We start from the raw sequence: 26,822 nt of genomic DNA, 5'->3' as shown, positions 1-26,822 counted from the left end.
GCCTTACTTATAGATTTTTTCCATTTGTTTCAATGACTTCTTTATACCAGTGATAGCTTTTCTTTTTAATCCGGCGAAGGTCATGCTCTCCTTCTTCATGTTGATTCACATAGACAAATCCGTAGCGCTTTTGGAAGCCGTTTAGCCAGCTTAGTAAATCGGTAAAGGACCATGTACAATAGCCAATCACATCTACTCCATCACTAATCGCTTCTTGGGTCGCCTTCAAATGTACTCGTAGATAATCAATACGATAGTCATCATTTACGATATCGCCTTCCTCAAGCTTATCGTATTCCCCTAAGCCATTTTCACTGATTAGAATTGGTAATTCGTATCGGTTCGTGATGCGGCGGAGGGCGATGCGAAGTCCGGTTGGGTCGATGTTCCAATCCCAATTTGTCCGCTCCAGATGTTCATTTTTCACGGTTTTATAAAGACCTGGTACTCCGCTATCCTCGGTTGAGCCTTTCTTTCCAGATGTATTCATTTTTCCTTCTGATACACCATCTAACGGGTTCTTCTCAAAGGTAGTCGTTTGGTAATAGTTTAATCCCATAAAATCCGGCTTACCCTCTTTTAGTAATTCAAGGTCACCGTCTTCAATAGTTGGTGCCAAGCCCTTTCTTTCTAAGTAACGCCATGCCACCTGAGGGTATGTTCCCCATGCATAAACATCCATCCACCAATGTGCATTTAACTCTTCTGCATTTTCCGCAGCAACGATATCCTCAGGCTTAGCAGATGCTGGATACGAAGGGGAGTAGGCAAAGCTAGGGCCAATCTTTCCGTCTGGTACATAGTTGCGGAATTCCTTAATCGCACTGGCATTTGCCAAATTCGCATGATGATTGACTTGATGGAAAAGCTGCTCATCCTTTACTCCTGGGGGATGTAGAGCCGTTCTGTATCCAAAATTGGTGAAGATATTTTGTTCATTCAAGCTCACCCAATATTTCACCCGGTCACCAAAATGCTTATACAATGTAACCGCATAATTGGTAAAGTCCCGAATAATCTCGCGAGATTCCCAGCCACCATATTCATCTTGCAGTGCCTGTGGTAAATCCCAATGATAGATGGTTAAAATCGGCTCTATACGATGCTTAATTAACTCGTCGATTAGATTACTATAAAATTGGATGCCCTTTTCATTGACTTCTCCTCTACCATTAGGAAAGATTCGAGCCCATGAAACGGAAAAGCGATATGCCTTCAAGCCCATCTCGGCCATTAAGCGAATATCCTCTTTATAACGATGGTAATGATCGACTGCCGTATCACCAGTTGTTCCTTTAAAGGTTTTCCCTGGAATTCGGACAAATTGATCCCAGTTGGAAGGTCCCTTTCCATCTTCATCCCATGCTCCTTCAATCTGATAAGCAGAAGAAGCCGATCCCCATAGGAACTGACTAGGAAAGGCTTCTAAATTCTTATGTATCATCATATTCCCTCCTTCAATTTAATTTGCTATACATGGAGACTAAGTAAACATCAATGTATACCCAGCTCCTACTATCTATAAATTCGCCCGTTGTAAGAAGTGATAGAGCGCCCCAATTAAATTAGAATCATTGCCAAATTGGCATGGATGCACCCTAATATCTAAACATTCTTCATTCGGTTTCATTACCTTAAGCTTTTCATTGATGTTATCAATTAGCCCATCCCGTTTACTGATTGCTCCACCAATTAATATTTTCTCCGGGTCAATCATGTACTGTAAATTATAAATTCCTACTGCTAAGCGCTTGATGAATTTTTCGATCTCATCCTGTACTTCTAGGTCACCCTCATCCGCCATTTTAAACACCGCTATCCCATCAAGCGTGTTAGGGTCGATGTCTTTGCGTTTTGCAACCTGCATCACTAAGCCCCCAGTTGCAGCAAGTGAGCTCCACGTTTCCCCAATCGGCTGGTCCAAATAATCCTCAAGGATCATATAGCCGAATTCACCACCGAAAAGATTGCTACCATGGCGAATCTTCTTATCTAAAACAAGTGCCCCACCAATTCCTGTACCGATCACGATACAAATGTAGTCATTAATCCCTTTAGCAGCACCAATCCAGCCTTCAGCCAAACCGGCACAATTCGCATCATTTTCCAGCTCAACCACAAGCCCTGTTCGTTCTTGGATGAGTTGTTTGATATTAGGACCATGAATATAAGGAAGAGCCGTAATCCCTTTAATGAATCCAGTTTCTACGTCTACCGCTCCTGGCATACTTAAGGCGATACCACTTAGAACCTGTTTCTTCTGAAATTCCTTCACCACGGAATCCATAACATTTACAAAAGCGTCTATACCGTCCTTCGGTGTTGGAATAGAGGATTTTTCTATAAAAGACCCAGCCTCATCCATAAGGGAATACTTGATTGCGGAACCACCCACATCAAAAACTGCATAATAGTTCACCAAAAAACCTCCTAACACCCCATACAAGATTCTAGTTGCTATTGTTTTTATACACTTTCCGAGAATAAATCGATGTAATATTACCAGAAGGTTTTATTCGCTCCACATGACTCCCTGACAATAAGTTCAGAGTCTGTAAACACTGGCTTTATTTTCGATTGCCCCTCAATTAAATCATTTAACATGTAAGCTGATAATTTACCGATCTTTTCCTTATCCTGTTTAACCGTGGTCAGTTTCGGGTTACTATAACGGCATGCTGGAATATCATCACACCCAACAACTCGGATGTCATTTGGAACTTGTAATCCGGCCTCTTTAACCGCCCGTAATGCACCTAATGCCATTAAGTCTGAAGCAGCGAAAACGGCTTCGGGGACATCATCTAATTCAAGCATTCGCTTCATAGAGAGATAGCCACTCTCTTCCTGGAAATCTCCGTATTGAATCCATTCATCTCGTAGCTCAAGGTCGAACTGCTGCATCGCATTCTTGAACCCTTTTAACCTTAAATTTGAAATGACCGATTCACGCATTCCACCGATAAAACCAATTTTCCGATGGGAATTCAAATAAAAGTGTTCCACCACTTTCCTTGATAAGCTCACATTATCCGTCATGACATAGCTCGCATTCGGCCCTTTTAATTCAATATCAATACCTATACAAGGAAAACCACTTTCCGCAAGCTCAAACGTAGCATCCTCGACCTTCTCACCAGCAATAATCAAACAGCCGTCTACATTAAAATGCTTGCACCTTGCTAAATAACTTCCCTCATCCTGTAGAAAATGCTCATTAGAAAACATCAAGATGTCATACCCTAATAAGCCAATGTTCTTCTTAAAGGTTGAAATTACTTCATTGAAATATGGGTGTGTCATATCCACATTAATCCTACCGGCATAGATGAGACCGATGAGGTTTGATTTTTTCGTTGCTAGTGACCTTGCTGAAAAATTAGGTGCATAGCCCATTTCATTAATTACGGTCATGACCTTATTCTTTGTTTCCTCACTTATTCCCTTATAATTATTGATTACTTTTGAAACAGTTGCCTGTGATACCCCAGCCATTTGTGCAATGTCTTTTATCGTTAACCCCATCGTATAATCTCCTCTAATTCCTTGATATATATTTCCTACTGCTAGATTACTAAGAGTCATAGAGTGATACAATAGCCAGGCAGGAAAAATAAATTATTTTACGGATCCTTCAGTAATACTAGAAATAAATAATCGGTTAAATAGTAAGAAAATGACTAGTAACGGAACAGTCGCCCAGAATACGCCAGACATAATCATCCCGAAGTCCACATTATTCGTATTACTTAATTGTGCTAATGCCACTTGAATCGTATACATGTCTGGGTCTCTTAAAATCGTAAACTGCCATAAAAATTCTCCCCAAACCGCCGTAAAGACAATGATTCCAAGCGTTGCAAATGCTGGTAGGATAATCGGTAGGACAATTCTCCAGTAAATGCGGAAATTCGAGCATCCATCTAATTTCGCAGCCTCGATTAGTTCATCCGGAACTGCTCCTGAAATATATTGGCGCATCAAGAATATCCCTAACGGATTTAAAAAGAACAAAATCATGACCCCTGGTAAAGTATCAAGGAGTCCTGCATTCGAAATTAGAAAGTATTGCGGAATTAACCCTAGCTGTGGCGGAATAATCATCGTTACTAAGATCGCGACAAACAGAATATTCTTCCCCGGGAACTTAAACTTGGCAAAAGCAAAGCCAGCTAGGGAGCTAATGAATAGAACCACAATCGTAACAACCGCACACAATACAAATGAATTCCACATTCCACCAAAGAAATCAATTTGATTTAATACCTTTTTAAAGTTCTCAACTAGCATATCTCCTGGTGTAAGGGTTGGTGGAATAGAATTATAGGCAGCACTTGGTCGTGTCGCCATAACAAACATCCAATAAAAAGGAAAAAGAGAAAGGATGGAAGCAATGAATAAAAATGAGTAAATGGATAGTTTACTGAACGATAGCTTTTTGCGATTTTTGTTTATGCGATTACTCATTTATGAACACCTCGCTTTTTCCTTCCAAATCCTTGCGTCAATCTTAAATTAATGACAGCAAATATCGTAATGATAACTAACAGAATAATCGCTGTTGCAGATGCCGTTCCAAAGGACTGCAATCTAAAGGCATCACGATATAAGTACATAACAATTGTCATTGCTTCATCCCTTGTGAAAGCATCAGCCCCTAAGAATACAGTTGGTTCAGAGAATAACTGCATCGCGCCAACGGTTGATGTAAATACAGTCAAGATAATAAAAGGCTTCATCATCGGAATCGTAATATACCAAAGCTGCTGAAACTTATTAGCACCATCCACAGTTGCCGCTTCATATAAGTCATTCGGTATACTTTGAATCCCGGCTAAATAAATGATTGTGTTATATCCAACCCATCTCCAAAACACCATAAGCGATATGGCAATCTTGGTTCCCCATTCAGAGGCAGCCCAAGAGACCGGGTCGAGTCCAAAAAGATTCGTTAACACATAATTAGCAAAAGATGAATCATGATTACTGAATAGCACACTAAATATAAGTGCCACGGCAACCATTGAGGTTAAATATGGCATAAATATCGTTACTCGGAAGAAGCTCTTAAACTTAAGAAATGCCAAATTTAATAAATAGGCTAGAATAAGTCCGACAACTAATTGTGGAGCCGTTCCCATAATCCCCATGATAATCGTGTTGTAAACCGATTTCCAAAACAGCGGATCAGTCAGTACGAGCTCAAAATTAGCTAACCCATTAAAGGTCATTGGACTTAAGCCATTCCACTTCTGAAAAGCTAAGTAAAAGCTAAAAAGCGCAGGATATAGACCAATAAGTGCAAAAATAATAAAGAAAGGCGCTATATACAAATAACCCGAAATCATGTCCTTCTTTTCTTCAGACCTATTTTTCTTCTTTTTCCCTATAGCTTCTTTCTTACTGGCAGAATTCATGTTCACGCCTCTTTTCCATTTCAAAATAGTACCGTGCCTTTAGGCGTTCCTAACGTAGTTTTTTCTGGGTCTTGTAAAAAGGTGGCCGGCTTACTCCTTCCATCCCTGTTTTGCAAAAGGCTTGTCTCGGTAAACCGACCATTACTATTTGTTTCGTTCGCTATCATACCTTTAGTCTTCAGAGTTTAATAGATTAACGTTTCATTAAATCCTCGGCACGTTTTACAGCTGCTTCCCACTCTTTCTCTGGATCTGCATTATTGTTTTGCACATTTTTCAGTGCATTTAAGATTTCGTTATGAACAGGGAAGTATTTTTCCCCTTTGTATCCGATCCCCGTAATGTCTTGGGCAGCCTTAGCAAATACTGGAGCTGTTGCCTGAGAGCCAAAGAATTCATCTTCATTCGATGTGAATTCTTCCATCTCATAGACTGAATGAGCGGAAGGGAATAATCCATGGCTTTGGAATGATTTTAATTGATTTTCTGGTGATACAAGCCATTCAATAAAATCATATGCCTCTTGTGCATGCTTAGTTTCACTTGGGATTGCGATATATGATCCACCCCAATTTGCAGCGAACTCAGTAGGTAATGTCGCTACCTTCCATTTACCAACAGCTTCCGGTGCATTTCCTTCCATCCAGCCTTTCAACCAGCCTGCACCTAGTTCCGCAGCAAATTCACCCTTGTTCACCGCATTCGCCCACTCTGGGCTCCACATTTCATATTTACCAACTATTCCCAGGTCATTCAGATGAACCGCATAGTCATATGCCTTTTTGACTTCACTATCTGCTCCAAGATTCAATTCATTATCTGGAGTTAAATAAGCTGTTTCTGCTGCATCTAAATACGCTCTAAAGGCCATTTCAATACTATCCACAAATGGCATTCCCGTTGCTTCTTTAACCTTTAACCCAGCCTCTTCAAACGCCTTAGGTGAGTTAATTAAAGCTTCCACCTCTTCTGGATCTGTTGGTAGTCCTGCTTGCTCAAATAAATCGGTTCGATAGTATAATGCTTTCGGACCGATATCTGTTGGAAGGCCAAACAAGAAATCTCTATCCACATTCTCTCCACTTTCCCATTTCCAATCTAAGTACTGATCCTTTACATCATTCGCACCAAGGTCATACAAGTTCTCAAAACGATCCTGGGCAACTTTAAAACGATCGAATTGATCAATTTCTAGCATCGCAATATCCGGTGCACCACTTCCAGCAGATAATGAGGTGAAGAGTGCATCATGATGGTCTGCAGTTTCGGATGATTTCACTTTAATTTTAATATTTGGGTTTTGATCCTCGTATTCTTTTGCTAAATCCTCATAACCAGTTGCACCAAACGTCCAGAAGTCTAGCGTAATTTCCTCGTTCGAATTACTATTCTTATCACCACTTGCCTCTTTATCACCATCACCACTACAAGCCACTAAAGAAACCACAAGCAAAGCTAATAATCCAAACACAGCAATATGTTTAAAACTTTTCAACGATATAACCCCCTATAATTAGTTTAATAGTTTGTAAAACCCTCTTGATTCACTCTAGAAATGGACACCTCCTATACACGATTAAGGAAACCGGTTTCTTTAAATTTCAAAAAAATTAGTAAGTAACCGCTTACAAAGAATTATAGTGGTTACTTTTTTAAAAATCAACATGTTTTTTTAGGGATTTTTAATAAAAGCAGTAAAGTTTAGATAATTAATGGCTGGAGCTTGCAGAAACCGATTTCGTTAATTGGTGGAGAGTAACGCTTGGTAGAGTCCTCTACCCGCTAATACAGCAGATAAATATAACGTGGCCGCCTAGTTGACATATTCTTCAGGATTTGGGGCACCTTTTTCAGGATTTGGTAAAATCTCGCGCGTAGCATACCCGCATAATCAGCAGCTTCTATTGGGGACAGAAAGAAAGAGGCTGGGGCAAAACTATTTCTAACATAGGATAAACCGAACATGAAAGCTAGCGCATCAAACCAGCCCCAGAAATATTCTACGCTTTTCCGCGGGCTGCTGATGAGCCTCCCACAGGAGTCTCCGTATATTTCCGGGGCTAATGTGGTGATTGTTCGTTTTTTATTACCTTTGTTTTCGTTTTGTCCCAGCCTCTTCTAGGGAAATTCATTATGCCACCCTACACATACTTCCGCAAAAAGCTCACCATTAACGAATAAACCTTTAAGGCGTTTTCTGTTTTAGAAAAGCCATGGCCCTCGTCTTCGAGTACGAGGTATTCGACGTCTTGGCCTCTTTTTTTCATAGCATCGACGATTACATCGGATTCTACCTTTACAACGCGTGGGTCATTGGCACCTTGTATGACTAGCATGGGCTTGGTCATCTGGTCAATATAAGTCATTGGCGAGTCTTCTATTAATTTCTCCCGGTCCTCGTTGACATCACCAATTAACTCTCTATCCGCTTCTTTCCAATGTTCTGGGGCTGTCTCAATGGTTGTAAATAAATTACTTGGGCCAAAGATATCGACAAATGCCTTAAACCGATCTGCATGGCGACCGTGAAGAAGTAAGGTCATATATCCACCATAGCTTCCACCAATACAGAACCATTTATCCGAACTAGATTTCCCTTGTTGGTCTAGCCAGTCCATACCGGCGATGATATCCAGGCGTGGTCCGCCTCCCCAGTCTTTATTTACTAATCTCATAAAGCTCTCCCCATAGCCAGTGCTACCACGGAAGTTCGGCGCGAATACGCTGAACCCTTGGGAGCATAAATATTGGAAGAGTGGTGTAAAGGTTTTTCTCACCGCATGCTGTGGTCCACCATGTGGCCATAGAATGGTATGTCCATTATCCAGCTCCGGATTCGGTGAAAAGTAGAGTGCTTCGATTTTTAATCCATCAAAGCTATCATAGGTAAGCACCTCAGGCTCTGTTAATGCTTCATTATCCACCCCGATGATTCGGTGCTGGGTTATCTGCTCCCAGCCGCTTGTATCGGTATACTGGAATAAGTTTGCTGGGAAGGTTGTTGACCTACCTAGTGCATAGATGGCGCCACTTTTTCCAATCTTGATTTTATTGACCATATCAAATGGCTTATCGAGTAAAGTAGCTTCATTTGTAGCTAAGTCGAACCTATATAAACGGTCCTCTACACCACGCTCTGCGACAAAGTAGACCCGATTTCGCTCCCGGTCAACGGTTAAATTCGATAATTCGTAGCCATCGAACGCTACTAGCTTCGTAAATGTCCTCGTGCAAATCTCAAAGCTAGCTAAATAGTAATATTCACTTTCATAATTGGTTAAAAGTAACACCTGATTATCCGTTAGATATTTCACTTGACTAACTCGATGCGGCTTTTCCTGTGAAGGGGTAAGTGGGATAATCTCCTGACCCTTAGCGAGATAGCCGAAGGAGCTTGTATTTCCTAGCTCTTTTGAGAACGCAAAGCTCGATTCATCTGGACTCACAGAATACAGATAACTTGGTCCTTTTTCACCCTTTATCAAAATCTCCTTGTCACCTGTCTCCAGGTTTACTCGGCCTATATTTAAAAAGTTGGGATTGTCTACACTCGTTATGTAATAGAGATGTTGGCCATCTTCTGCCAAATCACCATAGTAAAACTTTTCTCCTTCAACTTTTAGCACTGCGACCGGTTCTCCTCCACTGCTTTGGACTGCATAGATATGATAGTTTTCATCTCCATCTGTATCGTAACCAGTTAAGAAGTAGTTACCCGCGGGTGTATATTTTACAAAGGAATTCATTTGATTGGCAGTTGTTAGCTGGTAAGGGTACCGCTCATCAAGTCTCATGGCCCATACATTGTAATAGCCATTTAAATTGGAGGAGAAAAGAACTTCCTCCTCTGTCGCATTCACATCAAAATCAACAATATTTATCGTTCTGAAAAAGCTCTCGATACTAGGCTTTGGAAATTGAAACATGTATATTCCCCCATTGCTATGCCAGCACACTCTAACGGCATTGTTTTTTTATTTATCTAAATATTATATCAAAATTAATCCTATATCGATATGTATTTACTCAAACGTAATATCGATTTTCACGAGCTCAGAGCGTGTACCAATACGTATTGGCGGTCCCCAAAAACCAAAGCCTGATGTCACAATAGAGTGCAGCTGTCCCTTCTGCAAGTAGCCGTAATCATTTTCATAAATGGCATCTGTAATAAGGCTGCCTGGGAATACTTGTCCTCGGTGTGTGTGGCCAGAGATCATGAGGTCAATCCCTTCCTGCTGTGCGATATCCAATTCATATGGTTGATGACCAATTAGAATAGCTGGTAAATTAGGGTCTACTCCATTCATTAATTGCTCTAAAGGAAGCCTGTTTGGATCGATTTTGTCCTTCCGTCCAATTAACGTAAATTGCCCTGCAATTTCCTCTGTCTCATCATATAGGACATGGATTCCACTGTTCTCTAACGCATCAATGATTTCCTGCATAGTCCCCTCATGCTTGTCATGATTCCCAAGTGACGCATAGACGCCATATGGTGCATGGAGCTCGGACAGTATTTGATCTATATTATGATCCAGGAAGATTTGCAGGTCGTCATCAATGATATCGCCCGGCAAGAGGATGATGTCTGCATTTAGGTTGTTCATTTCCTTTACAAAGCGCTCTGCATGACCTTTACCTGACAATAGTCCAAAATGGGTATCTGCTGCCATGGCGATTGAAAGACTATCAAGAGAGGAATCACCTTTATCGATCTTAATCTCATAGCTTTTTACGACTGGACTATAAGCGTTAAATATGCCATATCCCAAGAAGGATACCATTAAGACGAGTGTCACGACCCCTGCCCATCTCTGTGTTTTATGCCTTGGTAGTCGCGTACGACGCAAGAGAATAACAGTAATGTGAGCAAGCGGCACTAATAGTAACAGCAAGTAGAAGCATGCCATCCAATATGCGCCAACTATTTGTAAAAAGGTGCTTCCAGACATCATCCCAAAGAAAAACGAACTCGCTACTACTATGACGACTAGGCTGTAAATGATCTTAAATCGTTTGCTTGATGATTCTGGTTGAAGAAAGCGATAGCCCCTCCAGCCAATGTAATAAACGAGTCCTCCATATACTACTAGTGTGCTGATTAAGATTAGAATGAACATATGTATGATTAAACTCCTTTTCTGCTTAGTTTGATTGCTCCATAGTAGGAAACAGTACGAAAATAAATTAATAGAGTAATAGTTCCCTTTTGTTAATACCCTATTTTTTCATAATTAAGCCTACCTACGTGAGAAGCTTTCATGTTTGTATGTATTACTCTTGTATTATAGCTTAGGTGGTTGTTATGGAGTAATTGATATGACGTGTTTATTGAGAGTTTGATAGTGATGGGGGATGGATTGCATCTTTTAAAACAAAAATGAATCTAGATAATGTAGCTTCCTCGGCTACCTTGGATATTACATAAAATAGTAGGCAAAACAACAAAGAGTTGTGTTATAATGAAAAGGAATTTTTTAAATGTACACTATTTTGTAGAACATAGACAAAAATATCAAGTGTACTATTACTGAATTTTTCTAATAATAAAAGTAAACAGTACGGGACGAACCCGAAAAAATCATGAAAAATGTATTTTATGCATTTTTATTCGTGATTTTTTCGGGTTTTTTATTTCCCATTTAAAGGAGGTGAAAGAAGTGATAAAAGCGACCATTTCATTATTATCATCAATCACAATTTTTTCCATCTCATTTACGCTATCTGCAACTACCGCACCTGGTAATGCATGGCGTAAAGCTGGGATAACGCCAGCTGGGAGCCCAGAGAACAGTGGAATTTTTGACGACTTAAGCAGCTTGGTTTTCTTAATAAAATCCGCTGCCCTTATCTGGACACTCGTTTTTCTAGTTTTGGCTATAAATAAGCTTTCAGTTTCCAAAAGCAATTCCCAAAAAAGAACTGCTGCATTCATTGATTTAAGGAAGGCATCTATCGGTATATGGGTAATTTTAATTGCTTATCTTTTCGCTAGATAGATAGCTCAATTCGTGTACCTTAACACAAACCTTTATAGCCTATTAAGCAAAAGTGAACCTCACCCTTTTTGATCCATATCAATAGGGTGAGGTTCCTCTCTAGCGTATTCAGGATAGAACCTGTCGGAATATCAGCATCATGATATTCCGGGAGTGTGTCCGCATTCTCAGTTATTTACTACTTTCAAATATACATAACACTGTAAAACATGCCCAAATATCCACTACCTTATCCCTCTAAAGCCTCTACCACTTTCTCCGCTGTACTTCTGCTAGACTGCGGATTTTGCCCAGTCACTAGTTTGCCATCTCGGATGGAGTGGTCAGTCCATTTTTCAGAAGCAACGAAATCGGCACCGTTCTCTCGTAATTTTGTTTCTAAAAGGAAAGGCATGTGAACATCAAGCTCCATTTCAACCTCTTCCTCATCAGTAAAGGCGGTAACCTTCTTGCCTTTCACGATTGGTGTACCATCTTTGTAGGTTGCATTGACCAATCCCGCAGGTCCGTGGCAAACAGCGGAGATGATTTTATCTTCTTCCGCAAACTCCTGCAATACATAAAGAAGTGTTTCGCTATTTGGAAAATCAAACATCGTACCATGTCCACCTGGTAGGAAAATAGCGTCATATCCGTGTGCATGGTCTTTCGTTAGTTTTTCGGTATTTTTTAGCTCGGCTTCAGCATCTTTCCACTCTGGCTTCTCTTCAATACTGTTTGGATCTAGCGCAACTTCACCACCACTTATGCTGGTCACTTGTACCTCGTAGCCTTTTTCTTTGAAAACGAGGTAAGGTACAGCGAATTCCTCTAGCCATAGACCTGTTTTGTGATCATCTGTAATTGTTGTATGATTTGTCACAACCATCAATACTTTTTTTGCCATGCTATATTCCTCCTTATAATTCAAAATTAATATATACGCTTTCGTTAAAACTATCCGTTTCCTTTATGATCTTGATGGAAAGGCTGGTGAGTATTGGGTAGGAACGGTGTTTTTCTTATTTAATGTAGCTGCCGCTTCTAGTGTCCAGTATGGATTACGTAGCATTCCTCTACCTACCGCGACAAGGTCTGCTTCCTCATTTCCAATCACTGCGTTGGCGAGTGCTGGTTCATCCAGTCTTCCAACCGCAATAACTGGGACATTTAGTTTTTCTTTTATTTCTCTAGCGAAAGGTACTTGGTAGGCAGCATGCGTGCCTGGTCTTCCGTGAGCAGCAATTTGTCCTTCTCCACCAGCACTAACATGGAACATATCAACGCCAGCTTCTTGATAGACCTTCGAGAATGCGACACTTTCCTTCAATCCGTAGCCGTTATCCACATACTCAACCGCAGAGACACGCAAAATTAGTGGCATCTCACTAGGCATGACACTTTTCGCTGCTTGGATAACTTCCTTACCAAACTTAGTTAGATCTTGTCCATATTCATCTGTACGTTTATTAGTAAATGGGGATTGGAACTGGTGGATTAAGTAACCATGTGCTCCATGAATTTCAATTGCATCGACACCAGCTTTTACCGCGCGTTCTGTTGCTAATCGGAATTTCTCAACCATTTCTTTAATTTCTTCTGTTGTCAGTTCCCTCGGAGTTTTGGAATTTTCATCAAATGGAATTGGTGATGGTGCAACAGGAACCGCTGCATCCTCTGCTTTACGTCCCGCATGGGCAATTTGAATAGCCACTTTGGCACCATGTTGATGACAAGCATCCACAATTCGTTTGATTGCTGGGATTTGTTCATCTGACCATAATCCGAGATCATAATCTGTAATACGGCCGTCTGGCTCCACATCCGTCATTTCAATAATGATTAGCCCCGCTCCACCAATAGCACGGCTAACATAGTGAACATAATGCCAATCATTCGCAATTCCATCCTTTTTCGTAACGGAATATTGACACATAGGTGGCATGACGACACGGTTTTTTAATTCTAAGTTCTTTATTTGATAGGGGGTAAATAAATCCTTCATGAAAAGAATCTCTCCTTCTATGTTTAGTTAAACTGACCTTGCGTTGAGCGTTTAAACATGGCCAATGGCTTTTTGCACCGCTTATCCGGGCAAGCTTTTCCTCTTTAGTATTGATAAGTTAACCAATAAAACACATATAACTTACACCTAGCCAATCGAATCGCAATAGCCTTCAGAACGTCCAAGGTTTTACAACTGTAGGAAAATGCTCGCACTAGCGTTTTCCCACATTCTTCATTATCCTATCCGGCGATAGGCTGAATCGAGCATTTCTTGTCATGTCACATTTCCCTCCATAACAAGTTTTGGATAATGAAATGCATTCCATTGTGTTGGAAATTATAATACTCGCTTTTAAAGAATACAAATTATCTGTTTGGAGAGGGAAGTGTGTATACGTACCATTTCCGGAAACATGCCTTCTCTATTTCGCTGATATTCTAAAGAAACGAACTTCAGGTGAACGTTATCTATTGAGCCGCTCCATACTTCCAATCAATTTTTTAGAAATTCTCAGAAAAGAAGTCACAGTTTACTATAGTTGACCTATTGAAATATTAGTTCTACCCTTGAAGTACGGATCCATTTTTCGACTATATACGCTTGCTAGACGCATAGTTGGTTATACAATGGTAAAGCTAACAGGTAATACGGTGGAAATGAACCCGATGAAAAATTGGTTTACCAATTGATTATATAGGAGGTTTTCATAGATGAGTAACGTTGCAATTATTACTGGTGCAGGTAGTGGATTAGGTCAATCAACAGCTGTCCGATTGGCACAGGAAGGAATTAGTATTGCGGTAGTAGATGTTAATGAACAAGGTGGAAATGAAACAGTAGAATTAGTGAAAAAACATAACGTAGATGCCATTTTCATTAAAGCGGATGTATCCAAAAAAGAAGACGTAAAACATTATGTCGATCAAACACTGGAACACTTCGGTAAAATTGATTATTTCTTTAACAATGCTGGAATATCAGGTAGCGGAAAATATTTCTTAGATACCTCTATTGAAGAAATTGATAATATCGTTGGCATTAACTTAATGGGTGCCTTATACGGTGTACATTATGTAGCGAAGGCAATGTTAGAAAATGGCGGAGGCTCCATTGTGAACACCGCTTCTAGTGCAGGTGTTATTGGACAAGACTCTGTTGTTACCTATTCCGCTACAAAACACGGAATTGTTGGGCTAACGAAGAGTATGGTAGCAGAATATGCAAAAGATGGCTTGCGCGTCAATGCTATTGCTCCAGGACCTACTGAAACACCAATGGTAAAAGAGTTCTACGAAGCAAATCCGAAAATGAAGGAAAATGCAACAGGTGGAATTCCACAGAAACGTCTAGGAACGCCTGAAGAAGTGGCTGAGCTTGTTACTTTCTTACTTACTTCTAAAGCAGAATATATTAATGGTGAAGTAATCCGTATTGATGGCGGGTTTACGAATACGAAATAAGCCTCCATGATAAAAGGAAAAGGGCTGTGGCAGTGGGTTTTTATCCGAAGCTGCTGAAAAACTCAAGGATTTTAAGTGATAATAAAATAAAAAAACAAAAAAGGGATACTTTTTATGTGTTTTGCCATAAAAAGTATCCCTTTTTTGCTCATATTCCTCTTATTTTTGGTCTATGAGCTTCATGATTCGTTTTAGATTTGTTACAAATATCGTGGTGGCTCCTTGGATTTCCATACCAAAGAGACCTGAGTCGGTGGCTCTATCGTACCCATGTCGATTCTTTAATTCGCTATTTTTAGCCTCAATCATATAACGGTCTCGAGCTAATTCTTTAAACAATTCGGTCTCTTGAAATGCCTTCTGCTCTTGATGCTCCGTCGATTTTATGCTCACCGTAAGTGTTTTTGATTTGGCACCTTCTTTGTAACAACCCTCTCGCAATGGACAAACCTTACATTTTTCGATATCAAATTGATACTGATATTCAGCGTTCCTGTCTTTTCTGTTCTTAACATATTTTTTTGTCGCTAAATGCCCAGCAGGACAAACATACATATCCGCATCTTTATTGAACTCAAAACCCGTGTCTTTTCGTTCGTTTGTCAACATTGGGTTAAGTTTGGAAACCAGTTGAAAATCTTTTTCTTTAGCTAAGATTAAGTTATCTTTCCCTGAATAAGCTGTATCACCAATGACCGTCTCAACTGTCAGACCTGCTTTTTCACTTTTTTCTACCAGATTTCTTAAATACTTTCCATCACTTTTGTCGCCAGATGTGACCTCTGCCGCCACGATTAAACGTTCTTCTGATATAGCGAGGTGTGTTTTGTAACCAAAGAAACTCGTGTCTTCTGATTTATGACCAGTTCGCGCATCGCGATCGGCGGAGTATTCCGTTGTCTCTTGGCAATCTTCCACTAACTCTTTCAAGTAGTTCAATTTTTTTTGCACGTCTGGAATGTTACGGACATCTTCCTTCTCTACGACTTCAATCAACTTCTCGCAATAAGCCATAGACACTTTTACATCATGCTTATCAGTTGGCTTTTCTGGGTATTTTTCTTTGAGACTTTCATCGAATTCATAAGTTGCTTTCCTAACAGCCTTCGCATGTTCATTTAGATATTGCGCGGCTGACCTCGAACGATGACGAGAATGGGAGTGTGTAGAGTCCACGATTAACGTGGCTTTCACGTCAATCAAATCATGTTCGACAGCGAGTTCGATTGTTTTTTGAATCAGTAAATCTAATAGATTGATATTTTTTAAACGTAACTTACGAAATTGAGTTAAAGAACTAGGATCAATTACAGGATCCTCGGGTGCCATATCTAAAAAGTATTTGAAAGACATATCATATTTAGAGCGTTTCACAACATCTCGATCAGATAATTTATACATCCGTTTCAACAAAAGGTATTTAAACATTCGGACAGGGCAGATTGCATTCCTTCCATTCGTTAAACAATAGTTATCCTCTAATTCCTTGTAAATAAATGAAAAATCAATTAACTCATTGATTCGGCGTAACTCATTGTCTTTTTCTATAATCAAATCATAAAGATTAGAATACGGACTTAATGGAAGGCTTTCTTGTTTTTCTAACATACAATCACCCACTATTTTTATTATGACACTAATTATAAAGTAAAATCGCCAACAAAACATTTTTGTTGGCGATTTTCAGAGACTTTTTCAGCAGCCTCTTTTTATCCCCCTCTGCCACAGCCCTTTTCTATCTTATACCCCAATGCTTGAGAACGTGTGACTGCCCATCACACAAAGCGCTCCCACCTACTATTGTTTTTCTACAAACTTCTGGATATCCTCATCTAAATAAACCCAGCCTTTCCAACCAATATGAATCGTGTCACGCATAAAATACGGATCATATTCATGGTCGGAATAATCGGCGTAAGAAAAGCCGCTATCACGAATCTGTTTCTTTATCCGCGTGTAATAGTCTTGCCGTCCCTTTTCCGGGAAGCCTGTATAGTCATAATACGCCCCGTTTACAGGGATAATGACAAATAGCGGTTCAGCACCTGCTTCCTTCAGAATATCCAACATCAGTTGGAAATCATCGTACTCTAATGATTCGGCATAGGAATGGGTTTTATTCTTTCCTTCCATTCCCTTGATATAGTCCTTCTTACGCTTATACACGCTGTCTTCAATGTAAAATTGGGAATGCTGTGTCCGCTTCTCGCCATAAGCATCCGCTTGTGCCCGCAGCTCCTCCCATGTCTTGCCCTTCACTTCATCTGACTGATGACGATTCGTTGGTTTATCTTTCATAATGGTGAAATATAGATCCTTTTTCTTCAGTATGGATATATATGCCTCTGCAGGCACGGACAAGATATTAAACATAACCTTATTGTCATTCAAATACGCATCATAAAGCCGATAAAGTATGGTGTCGTTCTTGACCGCCTCATACGTCATCAGGCGTTGCATCAGCTTTCGCTTCACCTCTTCGTCCACTTCCTCATTGTAAGGAAGCTGGTACGCCTGGAGTGAGGAATAGTTTGGTGCAAAATGCTGTTCGTCTGTACCATGCTTTACAAACCATTGTGGCGATACGATAATGACCATCTTCTTGTTCTTCAATTGATCGGCATGTGTTGCAAAGTTTAAATCATGAATAATCGAGGTCATTCCGCCTTTTCCTACCAAGTAGGGTGTAAAGGCAGCATCATTCGTTTCGAAATAATTCGATGGATGGAATGGATCCCAGCGCGAAAACTCAGAGGAACCATAGATTGGAACATATGTATCGCTCTTCAGCATTTCACTTTGCAAATAGGTTCCCTGGAACATATTCGGCTCCAAGCTGATAGCCGATTCCGCCAAACGGTCTGCTGGAACTAACTTAGCCAGCCATGATACAGGTACGAATACGACCCCGGCAAACAGGACCAATGCCAGAATGATCGGTCCAAACAAATACTTCTTCTTCATTATCTCAGCTCATTCAGACGATCAACGATAGCATTTGGTGTATTCCATGTCTCTCGGTCGAACTCTGTAATTGGTACATTAATAGCAAGCTGCTCCTCAAATTGAACAAGTAATTCCACGGTCGCGAATGAATCAATCAATCCCGCTTCAAATATATCCAAATCATGCTCTTCTTTCACCACATCATCTTCACAAACTTCTGCAATAACTTGTAATACTTTCTCTTTAAAATCCATATTTATATTCCCCTTTTATTGAAATGGTCTGCCGGAAAACAGATAGAAACCGAAGCACACGACATGGAAAGTGATGATGATAGACACCACTGTCATGGCCCTTCCTGTTGGCCAGCGTTTATGTTTTTTGTTCCAGGACTCGAAGAAATTAAATCCAGCCATCATCAAGGCATGATATGCCCCGTACATGATGTACTGAATCGCTAATCCATGCCATACCCCCATCAGCAGGAACAGCAGAACATAACCTAAATTCGATACGAGCATTTTGTTCTGTATCCATTTTTTCTTCCTCATCAAGAGGACGAAGCGCATGAATACATAATCACGGAACCAGAACGATAGTGACATATGCCACCTGTTCCAGAAATCCTTAATGTTGCGGCTGATGAATGGCATATTAAAGTTCTCCGGTGACCGGATTCCCATGATATAACTGACTCCGACCGCAAACGCTGTATAGCCAGCAAAGTCGAAGAATAGGTACAAGCTATAGCTGTACATGTACAATAAATGATTCGTAAACTGGCTAGTCGCTATACTATCTAGATTCATAATGAAGTACGTATTGATACTATAGCCAATGATAAATTTATACAAAAAGCCAAGGAAGATTTTATTGATCCCTTTATAAAGCAGCTCCTTGTACTCTTCCGGTGTCCAGCGCTTTTCTTCATCCTTTTGGAAGCGCCGGAAGCGATCAATCGGACCTGATGAAATCGTTGGGTAAAACAGCATAAAATTAACAAGCTGAAAGACCGAGAGCTGCTCCTTAATCAATCCATCCCTTGTTTCAATAATGATTTGGACTGCCCGGAATGTCAGATAAGAGATACCGAGAAAGCTTGCCCAGTTGTCCACTGCCAAAATCGGCAACAGCTTGGATAAAATCAAAGGTAGAATCGACAAAAAGCTAATAATATAGAATACGAGACTGCTATTCTTTGCCTGCCGATACGAAATATATCCCTTGACCAGAACAACCTGAAGGATAGTGAAGACAACTAACGAGAAGAAGCCTTCATCCCCTCCGGAAAATATAATTGCCAATACAACAATGGTGACGAACACATTGTAATAACGCAGGCGCTTGCCCATTATGCCGAGAATCATCGTCGGCAGTAGCAAGATACCTAGAATAATAAAGAAAAGGAAAGAGCTATATGGAATCATGCGAATACCTCTTCCTTCATTTTCTTACGGTCTACTTTTCCATTTATCGTCATTGGAATAGCAGTATGATACGTGAACTTACGCGGGATCATATAGGCTGGTAAGCGTAAAGCAAGATCCTTTCGAATTGCAGCTGTCAGCTGGTATTCCTTCTCAAAGCTATGCTCTGCTGGTACGACCGCCGCAATCAAGTATTCAATTTCCTCGTTTGGTGCGTACGGGATAATAATGGCTGCCTTAATATATTCAGACTGATTAAGGTGGAACTCAATCTCCTCTAGCTCCATCCGGTAGCCATGCAGCTTGATTTGATAATCCAGTCTGCCTTGGCAATACACCAGCCCGTCCTGCATATAGCCGGCATCTCCAGTACGATAAGCGTTCATTCCATTTATCACGCTGAATGCCTTTTCTGTTAGTAGCGGTTCACCGAGATAGCCTTTTGACACACTTGGCCCGATAAGGATAAGCTCCCCTTTTTCACCTTCAGGTAGCGGATTACCCGATTCATCCACTACGAGGATACGCATATCCGATTTTGGATAGCCTACCGGCAGTGCCTTCTCTTGCGCAAGCAACGCTTCCGTAATTTCAATCGATGTCACCGCAACGGTTGCTTCTGTTGGCCCATACGTATTAAAAATTCTCGCCCCGGGAAAACGTTCCTTCAGCTCTCTAGCCACCGCTAGCGGTAGTACCTCCCCACAGAAAAGGAATACCTCAAGCTCTGGCAGCATCGTTTGATGAAAGTCCGGATTTGGAAAACACATCTGCACGAAGGATGGTGTCGACGTCCATATTTGCAAGCCCGAACGACTCAAGTTCTCAAACATTAGCTTTGGCTTATTCATGACTTCTTTCTCCAATGCATGAATGGAACCTCCACTCTGAAGCGCTGGATAAAGGTCCATCACAGATAAATCGAATGAAAACGGCGCTTGATTCAAGAACACCTTTCCTTGACCTAACGGAAAGTCACCGACCATCCAATCAGTAAAAGATTGCAGGTTGGATGACGTTATTTGAACACCTTTTGGATTTCCCGTACTGCCGGATGTATAAATGATATAAAAGACCTCATCAGGCTTCACCCAGTAGTCATCACCAATCCGCTCTTCTTGCTCCAGCTGTAGTGTCTGTACATCTAAAACTGTGACATCCTCAAAATCTAGCATACTACCGGTTGTATTCAGAACCAATTCCGCACCAGATTTTTCTACGATAAGACGCACTCGTTCGATTGGAATCGATGTATCCACCGGTATGTAAGGGTGTCCAGCCTGTACACATCCAAGGAACGATACCGGCATATCAATGCCCATATGACCATAGACAACAATTGGTGTCTGTCTTTTGAGCTGCTTAGCGTGTATGAGGCTTGCTAGTCGCCTCGATTTGTCCCAAAGCAATGCATAGGTCAATACCTGGTCCCCTGTTCGAAATGCTATCTGTTCTGGGTTTATTTCTGCATGCTGTGCAATACTAGTTAAAAGTTTCATTTTATTATCTTCTCCATTTAGAAATCATTGTAAATATAGTTACCTGTATTGGCTGTATGGAAGCCGTACATCAAGAACAAGGTAATAAGGATTCCAAGATAAAAACAAGTATGTAAAACAAAACGAACGCCATGGCGCGTATACAATTGTTTGAGCCTATTCATCTTCTCTCTTCCTTTATTCAAATTTATAGCCGGTCCCAATTACCGTTCGGATATGATGGGATTCGCAGCCTAATTTAGCTCTAAGTTTTTTAATATGTGTATCCACCACTCGAATATCACCATCGAAGTCCAAGCCCCATACGTGATTCAAAATGGTTTCGCGTGAAAGGACTTGATTCTTATGCTGAAGCAGGAACACCAATAATTCATATTCCTTTGGTGTCAATTCGACTTGTTGGCCCGCAATCTGAAGCTGATGGGCCTTCGTGTTAACCATTGCCTCACCGAAGCTCATCATATGTCCTGTGGGCAGGTAATGCTCGGTAACCCGTTTCATTAAAGAATTAGCACGCGCTACTAACACTCTTGGACTAAAGGGCTTTGTAACATACTCATCGGCTCCGAGTTCAAAGCCACGAACTTTATCATCATCACTGGATTTTGCTGTCAATAGAATAATTGGTACACCCGAATTCATACGAACCTGCTTTGTAACAGCAAACCCATCCATTTGTGGCATCATGATATCAAGAATGACTAGATCCGGATAAATGGCATTAAACCAGTCAATAGCACTACTGCCATTATCCGTCTCATATACTTCCCAACCATCCATTTTAAAATAATCAGCTACCACTTCTCGGATTCTCACTTCATCCTCGACAAGCAACACTTTCTTCCCCATCGTGAATCTTCCTTCCAATCTAGCAATATAGTAACAAGGCGATATGTCTTTTATGTGTCCTCATAAGTAATTAGTCCTATTATTGAAAACGAACATAGAAACGCACACCGTCAGGCATGTTTTCCACCCCATATTGAAATTCATGCAAATCTAGAATTTGCCGAACAATGGCCAGCCCTAATCCTGTACCACCCGTCATCCGGCTACGAGAGGATTCGGTCCGATAGAAGCGTCTCCAGATTTTATCCAGCTGTTCTTCTGGGATTTGCGTGCCCTTGTTTTCAATTTTGAACACCGTGTCACCATTTTCCGCATCCAACTCGATTCGAATGACAATGACAGAATCAGGCTCACTGTGCCGAACCGCATTCATGAGAAGATTTTGCATGACTCGCTCCAGCCACTCATAATCCGCCAAAATATGCTGTTCATTCTTCGGCATGATTTCAATTGTCACCTTTTTCTCTTTCGCAATACAGAATAGTTTATCGGCTAAATCCTCAATCATTTCACTGAGTAGAAAAGATGTTTTTCTTAGCTTAATTACACCATTTTCCAACTTAGCTAAATCCAGCATATCCTGAATCAACACTTCCATCTTTGCGGACTCTTCTATAATCACTTCTACATAGTGGTCCTGCTTATCCGGACTAACATCATCCTGTAGTCCTTCAGCAAAGCTTTTGACAATGCTAAGCGGGGTCTTCAGTTCATGTGATGCATGCTCAAAAAACTCACGCTGTTCCTTTTCCATCTGCACACGTTTTTCCATATCCTGCTTCAGCTTGTCATTGGCTTGTTTCAAATCATTTAGTGCCACATCCAGATTTTTCGCCATCACAAGCATATTGTTTGAAAGGCTTCCTAGCTCATCCTTCTGCTTAATCGGGTTCACCTTCGAGAAGTCTAGATGCACCATTTTTTCTGCCATTTCATTTAGCTTAATTAGTGGTCGACTAACAAGACGGGAGAAGAATAACGACAGCAAAAGGATCAGAATGAAGCCGGCTATCCCGATATAGACATAAAATAGCTGAAGTGCTTCATTGGTTTCTTTGATTTCTTGAAGCGATGTGACAGAGAACATGAATTGCATTTCGCCATCTTTCTTAAAGGGCTCAATTAGTACTAAATTATGTTTTCCACTCCATGGCTCTACCCAATCTAGCTGCAGACTTTCCCCTTTGGAAAGCTTCTTTAACTGCTCGTCCTTTAGTGGGAACCATTCGAGTAGCGCATCATAGAGAATCCCTAATCCTCTTTCAATCATCCCAGCCTTAGGCAGCGAAATGCTTTTTACTTTTCCTTCGACTATCACATCGTTCTCGAACGGACTTTCCCCCACACTTGCCCCATTCTTCGTAATAACAGTTGGATAAATAACTAACGGAACCTCCGCATCTGCTTCCCCGTGCACCATCAATGTATCTCCCTCTGTAATACGTAATTCTCGAATCTGTTTCCCGTAATTGGTGACGAGTAAGGAAAGCGATACCTCTACAACGTAGCCATCTCTCGTTTCCAGCATGATGTTAAACGGATCCTGTACCAACTGGTAACCTTCTGCATCCACAATCGTCAATGGACTTTTGGTCTCCTTCATATAAGACAGCGTATGTTTTGTCAGTTCCTCCTCGCTCCAAGAATTTTTCTCATACGCTGCTGCTAATTGATGTATGTGTTCCCTTGCTTCTTTTGTTTTATGATGCTGATAGAAACGATCAAAGAATAATAGCTGAAATATCAAAATCATGGCGTAAAATATCAAAAAGAATAAAGCTGTTACAGCGAATAATTTAACGGTGATACCGCGTTTTCTCATGTTATACTCCTCTATTTCATACGTCAGTTTAATAATAATGTAAGCTATTGATATGTATTTTGTGTGTCCACATACACCTTCATATCGTAACCATTTTTTTCAAATTTTGGAACCTTTTTTTACTTAGGCTAGATTACTAGGAGAGGAGAGTAGTAGAGGATAAATATTACTTTCAGGGCAGGAACCGTAATGGTAAAGGGATTCATATTAATCGCGGGTTTACGAATACGAAGTAGGGTTTAGAAGGTAAGAAAAAGGCTGTGATAGTGGGGTATGATACTCCCTCTGCCACAGCCTAGTACACCCTCTATTCACTTCCCCATCGACAAATAAAAATCCCTTGTCTCCTTGTTCAGCTTTTCTACGGCATATCTCAATGTAACTCTAGGCATAGTAGGTGCGTATTCGTTCAGAAAACGTTTTAGCATTGTTTCATCCTGCTTACCAGCTTCTCGAATCCAACTGCCTACAGCCTTTTGGATAAGCTCTTCAGGGTCATGGATCAGTATTTCTGCGATACGAAAGGTATGATTAATTTCTCCCTTTTTAATAAATGCATGTGTACTAACAATTGCAGTTCTGCGCTCCCACATATTGCTTGAACGGGCTAGCGTATAGAGAATGTCCTTTGGTTTATCCAATAAAAACGTACCAATTACAGAAGGTGCCGATCGGTCTACAAAATCCCAATTGTTAATGCGGTCATGCCTGCGTAGATACAGGTCAAACAGGGACTTTCTTTCCTCCTCAGAAATTTTCCTTTTCTTCGCTTGATAATCCATGATACTAGCCGCCCCCATCCTTACTTCATAATAAGGGCTTTCTAGTACCTTCTCAATCTCAGATAAGGACATATCCATGAACTGTTTCGCAATCTGAAAAACGGTGCGCATCTGAAGTCCCAGACATAATGTATCTGGGTCAGAGCTTTTAAAGAAACGTTTCATTTTCTCAACATCCTGCTCATTCCGATGCTTTTCCAATTCCTTGATAAAGTCTTGTGCCTTATTGTCATGCAATGGTTGTCACTCCTTTCTTTCATGTAATAGTGTTCTTTAAATTATTGAATTTTTTTATCTTCTAGTCTATTATAAAGCAATTCATACCTTTTAATGTAATCAGCCCGATTAAAGTTCTCCATCCCGAGCCAAAGAAATAGCTTAGAGCAAATTTGAACAATAGCTGTTACAATAGGCTAGAACAACCTTCATTTATATGTATTTTAGGTATAGGGCGCCTGACCTCATCTATTTTATTCAAATCGCACATTATTGGAATACTGCTTAATCCTCTTCCAATTTAAGATTTGAATATGATCACCATCTCTATGAATACTTCCCTCCTCACTCCATTGTTTTAAGATTCGATTAAGATGTCTCTTCGTTGTACCAATTAATGAGGCTACCTCATCTAATTTACTTGACGTTATATAGTCACTATTGGATTCAGGAGACGCGATCGTACAATAATATGCTGCTAATCTAACTGACACAGGTGATAATGCATTTACTCTTGAGGAAGTCGTACAAGTCTTCAATTTATATGCCAACTCTTTTAACAGTATTTGTGTAAATGCCATATCGTGTTTTAAATATTTCTCATAGACGGCTAGAGGTACATAGATAAATTCACATCTCTCAGCAGCAATACAATTCGATTGAATGGCACATTGCTCCAAGATTTCAATATCCCCTAATATGCCAGACCTTTTACTATATCGTAATAACAATTCCTTACCCGTTATCTCAAGACTAGATACATAGTATTTTCCTTCCATCAAAAAGTACAACCCATCAATTTCGTCACCTGTTCTTAAAATATAATCATTCGTTTGATAGGTGAGATTTTGGATTTGAGTTAATAATTCATTCGGAAATTCATAAGCATAGAGTTGTTTGAATTTTTTTACATCCACAGTTGAGGACACCTGTCCTTTCGGCAATATACTACTACTCATTATACTCGTTTATGGAGGCGATTTAAAAATGGACTTTGTATTCGATATTGACGGAACAATTTGCTTTGATGGAAAGACAATAGATTCATCTATTATAGAAGCTTTGGATGAACTAACGAAGTGTGGACACGACATAATTTTTGCTTCTGCTAGACCTATCCGTGACTTAGTACCTGTTCTCCCAGCCCAGCTTCAAAAAGGAAAATTAGTTGGCGGAAATGGTTGTTATATCTCAGAGGATGGGAAGATTACAACCAATTACTTTCATCCGGATGTAATAGAGCCATTACATAACCTTATTCAAACCTATCAATTAACATATTTAGCAGATGGAGAGTGGGATTATTCCTATACCGGTAGTCAGAACCACCCTATCTATCATAATATTAACCAATCATCTGCAAGGAATCGATTATTCACAGATTTAGAGAAGATTTGTAAACTCGTTTTATTTAACCCTACCAAAACGGTACTGGATGAGCTAACCCAATTACCTGTTAGTATTACTGCTTATAAAAAGGAAAACGCTATTGATATAAGCCCCTTAGGTGTTAATAAAGTTCACGGACTAAATAGATTACATGTTACAGACTTCATCTCCTTTGGGAACGACAGCAATGATCAATGCTTGTTTGAAAACGCCAAATACAGTGTATGTGTTGGTGATCATCATGTACAAGCGTATGCTTCCATGACGATCACGAAGGAACAAGTTGCAAACACTATTATTAAATTAGGGATTTCATTTTAGATATAGATGAGTGTGGTATTGACCCAGATATTTATATATACATAGATGATTGTTTATTTTCTGGTTCAACGGTCAAGTGGGATATAGAAGGTTGGAAAGAAAATTTTAAATAAAGTTCTAAGTTAAACTTTATTTTTCTAGGGATACATCTAAGAAACTTTAATTATATTAAAAGTGAGATATAAATGCTTTAAGCGAAAAGAACATTGAGGTTGAATTTTGGAGGATAAAAGATATAAAGGATGATTTTAATTATGGTAAACCAACCAAATATGAATGTCTTTGGGTTCCTGATGAAGACTTCAATGATACTACTAATGATTATTTGAAAAAATTAGATGCCAGCAGAAGTGAAAAACAAAGAGAGCATATTCCTTTATTAAGATCAAAAATCTACCATCTAACGGAAACCCTATTTACATCAAAAACAAATAGGGCTATTGTATAAAAAGCATTTTTGAAAAAGGGGTATATACTTAAATATTATCCTGCACTTCAAACGAAAAAAATATATCCTATGGGTTTTGATAATAATAAGACTACGGGTTTTGGATCAGTTTTTATTACGTATAGAAATATTGCAAATAATTGTCCTCTAGTTCTTTGGTGGGGAGATACCAGTATGTCAGACTCACATCCATTTAGTAAATGGCATCCTTTGTTTCCAAGGACAATAAATAAGAAAGAATGTTACTTGATTGGTAA

Annotated in this window: 23 protein-coding genes; 2 read left to right on the top strand and 21 right to left on the bottom strand. The window is 40.0% G+C overall.

The features are described 5' to 3' along the window. Positions 1-7 precede the first annotated feature (7 nt). The 11 genes from MKY78_RS10580 to MKY78_RS10530 all read right to left on the bottom strand — a co-directional run bounded on the left by MKY78_RS10580 (position 8) and on the right by MKY78_RS10530 (position 13,403). Positions 8-1,444 (bottom strand): glycoside hydrolase family 1 protein, encoded by a 1,437-nt coding sequence (locus MKY78_RS10580; RefSeq protein ID WP_339212402.1) that lies wholly within the window; start codon positions 1,442-1,444, stop codon positions 8-10. 75 nt (positions 1,445-1,519) lie between these two features. After that, positions 1,520-2,419: an ROK family protein gene (locus tag MKY78_RS10575; protein ID WP_339212399.1), complete on the bottom strand. Its 900-nt coding sequence runs from the start codon at positions 2,417-2,419 to the stop codon at positions 1,520-1,522. 80 nt (positions 2,420-2,499) lie between these two features. Then, the gene (locus tag MKY78_RS10570) at positions 2,500-3,525 is read right to left on the bottom strand and encodes a LacI family DNA-binding transcriptional regulator (RefSeq protein ID WP_186867963.1); all 1,026 of its coding nucleotides are present in this window, start codon (positions 3,523-3,525) and stop codon (positions 2,500-2,502) included. Between the two features lie 93 nt (positions 3,526-3,618). Beyond that, entirely contained in the window at positions 3,619-4,467 is an 849-nt protein-coding gene (locus MKY78_RS10565; RefSeq protein WP_339212395.1) for a carbohydrate ABC transporter permease, read from the bottom strand. Further along, complete coding sequence (locus tag MKY78_RS10560) at positions 4,464-5,417, bottom strand: sugar ABC transporter permease (protein WP_211740901.1); 954 nt, start codon at positions 5,415-5,417, stop codon at positions 4,464-4,466. Before MKY78_RS10560 ends, MKY78_RS10565 begins: the two co-directional genes overlap by 4 nt. Positions 5,418-5,610: 193 nt before the next feature. Beyond that, positions 5,611-6,912: an ABC transporter substrate-binding protein gene (locus MKY78_RS10555; RefSeq protein WP_211740900.1), complete on the bottom strand. Its 1,302-nt coding sequence runs from the start codon at positions 6,910-6,912 to the stop codon at positions 5,611-5,613. A gap of 646 nt (positions 6,913-7,558) precedes the next feature. Then, positions 7,559-9,343, bottom strand: coding sequence for a prolyl oligopeptidase family serine peptidase (locus MKY78_RS10550; protein WP_339212387.1), 1,785 nt, complete (start codon positions 9,341-9,343; stop codon positions 7,559-7,561). 96 nt (positions 9,344-9,439) lie between these two features. Next, on the bottom strand, positions 9,440-10,540 hold the full coding sequence (locus MKY78_RS10545; RefSeq protein ID WP_339212385.1) for a metallophosphoesterase: 1,101 nt from the start codon (positions 10,538-10,540) through the stop codon (positions 9,440-9,442). 461 nt (positions 10,541-11,001) lie between these two features. Next, positions 11,002-11,355: a hypothetical protein gene (locus MKY78_RS10540; protein ID WP_339212384.1), complete on the bottom strand. Its 354-nt coding sequence runs from the start codon at positions 11,353-11,355 to the stop codon at positions 11,002-11,004. 293 nt (positions 11,356-11,648) lie between these two features. Further along, positions 11,649-12,305: a type 1 glutamine amidotransferase domain-containing protein gene (locus MKY78_RS10535; protein WP_339212381.1), complete on the bottom strand. Its 657-nt coding sequence runs from the start codon at positions 12,303-12,305 to the stop codon at positions 11,649-11,651. Between the two features lie 63 nt (positions 12,306-12,368). Further along, positions 12,369-13,403 (bottom strand): NADH:flavin oxidoreductase/NADH oxidase, encoded by a 1,035-nt coding sequence (locus tag MKY78_RS10530; RefSeq protein ID WP_339212378.1) that lies wholly within the window; start codon positions 13,401-13,403, stop codon positions 12,369-12,371. A 713-nt stretch (positions 13,404-14,116) separates the two neighbouring features. Between MKY78_RS10530 and MKY78_RS10525 the strand changes: the two genes are divergently transcribed. Next, a complete protein-coding gene (locus MKY78_RS10525) occupies positions 14,117-14,866 on the top strand; it encodes a glucose 1-dehydrogenase (protein WP_339212377.1) in 750 nt (249 codons plus the stop codon). Between the two features lie 159 nt (positions 14,867-15,025). Here the strand turns inward: MKY78_RS10525 and MKY78_RS10520 are convergent, their stop codons facing one another. The 10 genes from MKY78_RS10520 to MKY78_RS10475 all read right to left on the bottom strand — a co-directional run bounded on the left by MKY78_RS10520 (position 15,026) and on the right by MKY78_RS10475 (position 25,324). Continuing rightward, positions 15,026-16,474: an IS1182 family transposase gene (locus MKY78_RS10520; RefSeq protein ID WP_339212374.1), complete on the bottom strand. Its 1,449-nt coding sequence runs from the start codon at positions 16,472-16,474 to the stop codon at positions 15,026-15,028. Between the two features lie 189 nt (positions 16,475-16,663). Beyond that, entirely contained in the window at positions 16,664-17,830 is a 1,167-nt protein-coding gene (gene dltD, locus MKY78_RS10515) for a D-alanyl-lipoteichoic acid biosynthesis protein DltD (protein WP_339212371.1), read from the bottom strand. Next, the gene (dltC, locus tag MKY78_RS10510) at positions 17,830-18,066 is read right to left on the bottom strand and encodes a D-alanine--poly(phosphoribitol) ligase subunit DltC (protein WP_339212368.1); all 237 of its coding nucleotides are present in this window, start codon (positions 18,064-18,066) and stop codon (positions 17,830-17,832) included. Before dltC ends, dltD begins: the two co-directional genes overlap by 1 nt. A 15-nt stretch (positions 18,067-18,081) precedes the next feature. After that, the gene (gene dltB / locus MKY78_RS10505; RefSeq protein WP_339212365.1) at positions 18,082-19,239 is read right to left on the bottom strand and encodes a D-alanyl-lipoteichoic acid biosynthesis protein DltB; all 1,158 of its coding nucleotides are present in this window, start codon (positions 19,237-19,239) and stop codon (positions 18,082-18,084) included. Then, a complete protein-coding gene (gene dltA, locus MKY78_RS10500; protein ID WP_339212362.1) occupies positions 19,236-20,738 on the bottom strand; it encodes a D-alanine--poly(phosphoribitol) ligase subunit DltA in 1,503 nt (500 codons plus the stop codon). The genes dltB and dltA overlap by 4 nt, the downstream gene beginning before the upstream one ends. A gap of 17 nt (positions 20,739-20,755) precedes the next feature. Continuing rightward, a complete protein-coding gene (locus MKY78_RS10495; RefSeq protein WP_186867947.1) occupies positions 20,756-20,902 on the bottom strand; it encodes a teichoic acid D-Ala incorporation-associated protein DltX in 147 nt (48 codons plus the stop codon). A gap of 13 nt (positions 20,903-20,915) precedes the next feature. Continuing rightward, a complete protein-coding gene (locus tag MKY78_RS10490) occupies positions 20,916-21,587 on the bottom strand; it encodes a response regulator transcription factor (RefSeq protein WP_339212359.1) in 672 nt (223 codons plus the stop codon). A 79-nt stretch (positions 21,588-21,666) separates the two neighbouring features. After that, entirely contained in the window at positions 21,667-23,409 is a 1,743-nt protein-coding gene (locus MKY78_RS10485) for a HAMP domain-containing sensor histidine kinase (protein WP_339212357.1), read from the bottom strand. A gap of 311 nt (positions 23,410-23,720) precedes the next feature. Continuing rightward, a complete protein-coding gene (locus tag MKY78_RS10480; protein ID WP_339212355.1) occupies positions 23,721-24,428 on the bottom strand; it encodes a DNA alkylation repair protein in 708 nt (235 codons plus the stop codon). Positions 24,429-24,661: 233 nt separating this feature from the next. Then, positions 24,662-25,324: a Crp/Fnr family transcriptional regulator gene (locus MKY78_RS10475; protein WP_339212353.1), complete on the bottom strand. Its 663-nt coding sequence runs from the start codon at positions 25,322-25,324 to the stop codon at positions 24,662-24,664. 70 nt (positions 25,325-25,394) lie between these two features. Between MKY78_RS10475 and MKY78_RS10470 the strand changes: the two genes are divergently transcribed. Beyond that, a complete protein-coding gene (locus tag MKY78_RS10470) occupies positions 25,395-26,117 on the top strand; it encodes an HAD-IIB family hydrolase (RefSeq protein ID WP_339212350.1) in 723 nt (240 codons plus the stop codon). Positions 26,118-26,822: the final 705 nt, after the last annotated feature.

This window comes from Ornithinibacillus sp. FSL M8-0202 (assembly GCF_037975285.1).
Taxonomy (GTDB): Bacteria; Bacillota; Bacilli; order Bacillales; family Amphibacillaceae; genus Ornithinibacillus; species Ornithinibacillus massiliensis.
The sequence above is the reverse complement of the archived record's forward strand: the minus strand, read 5'-3'. Positions and strand labels throughout refer to the sequence as shown.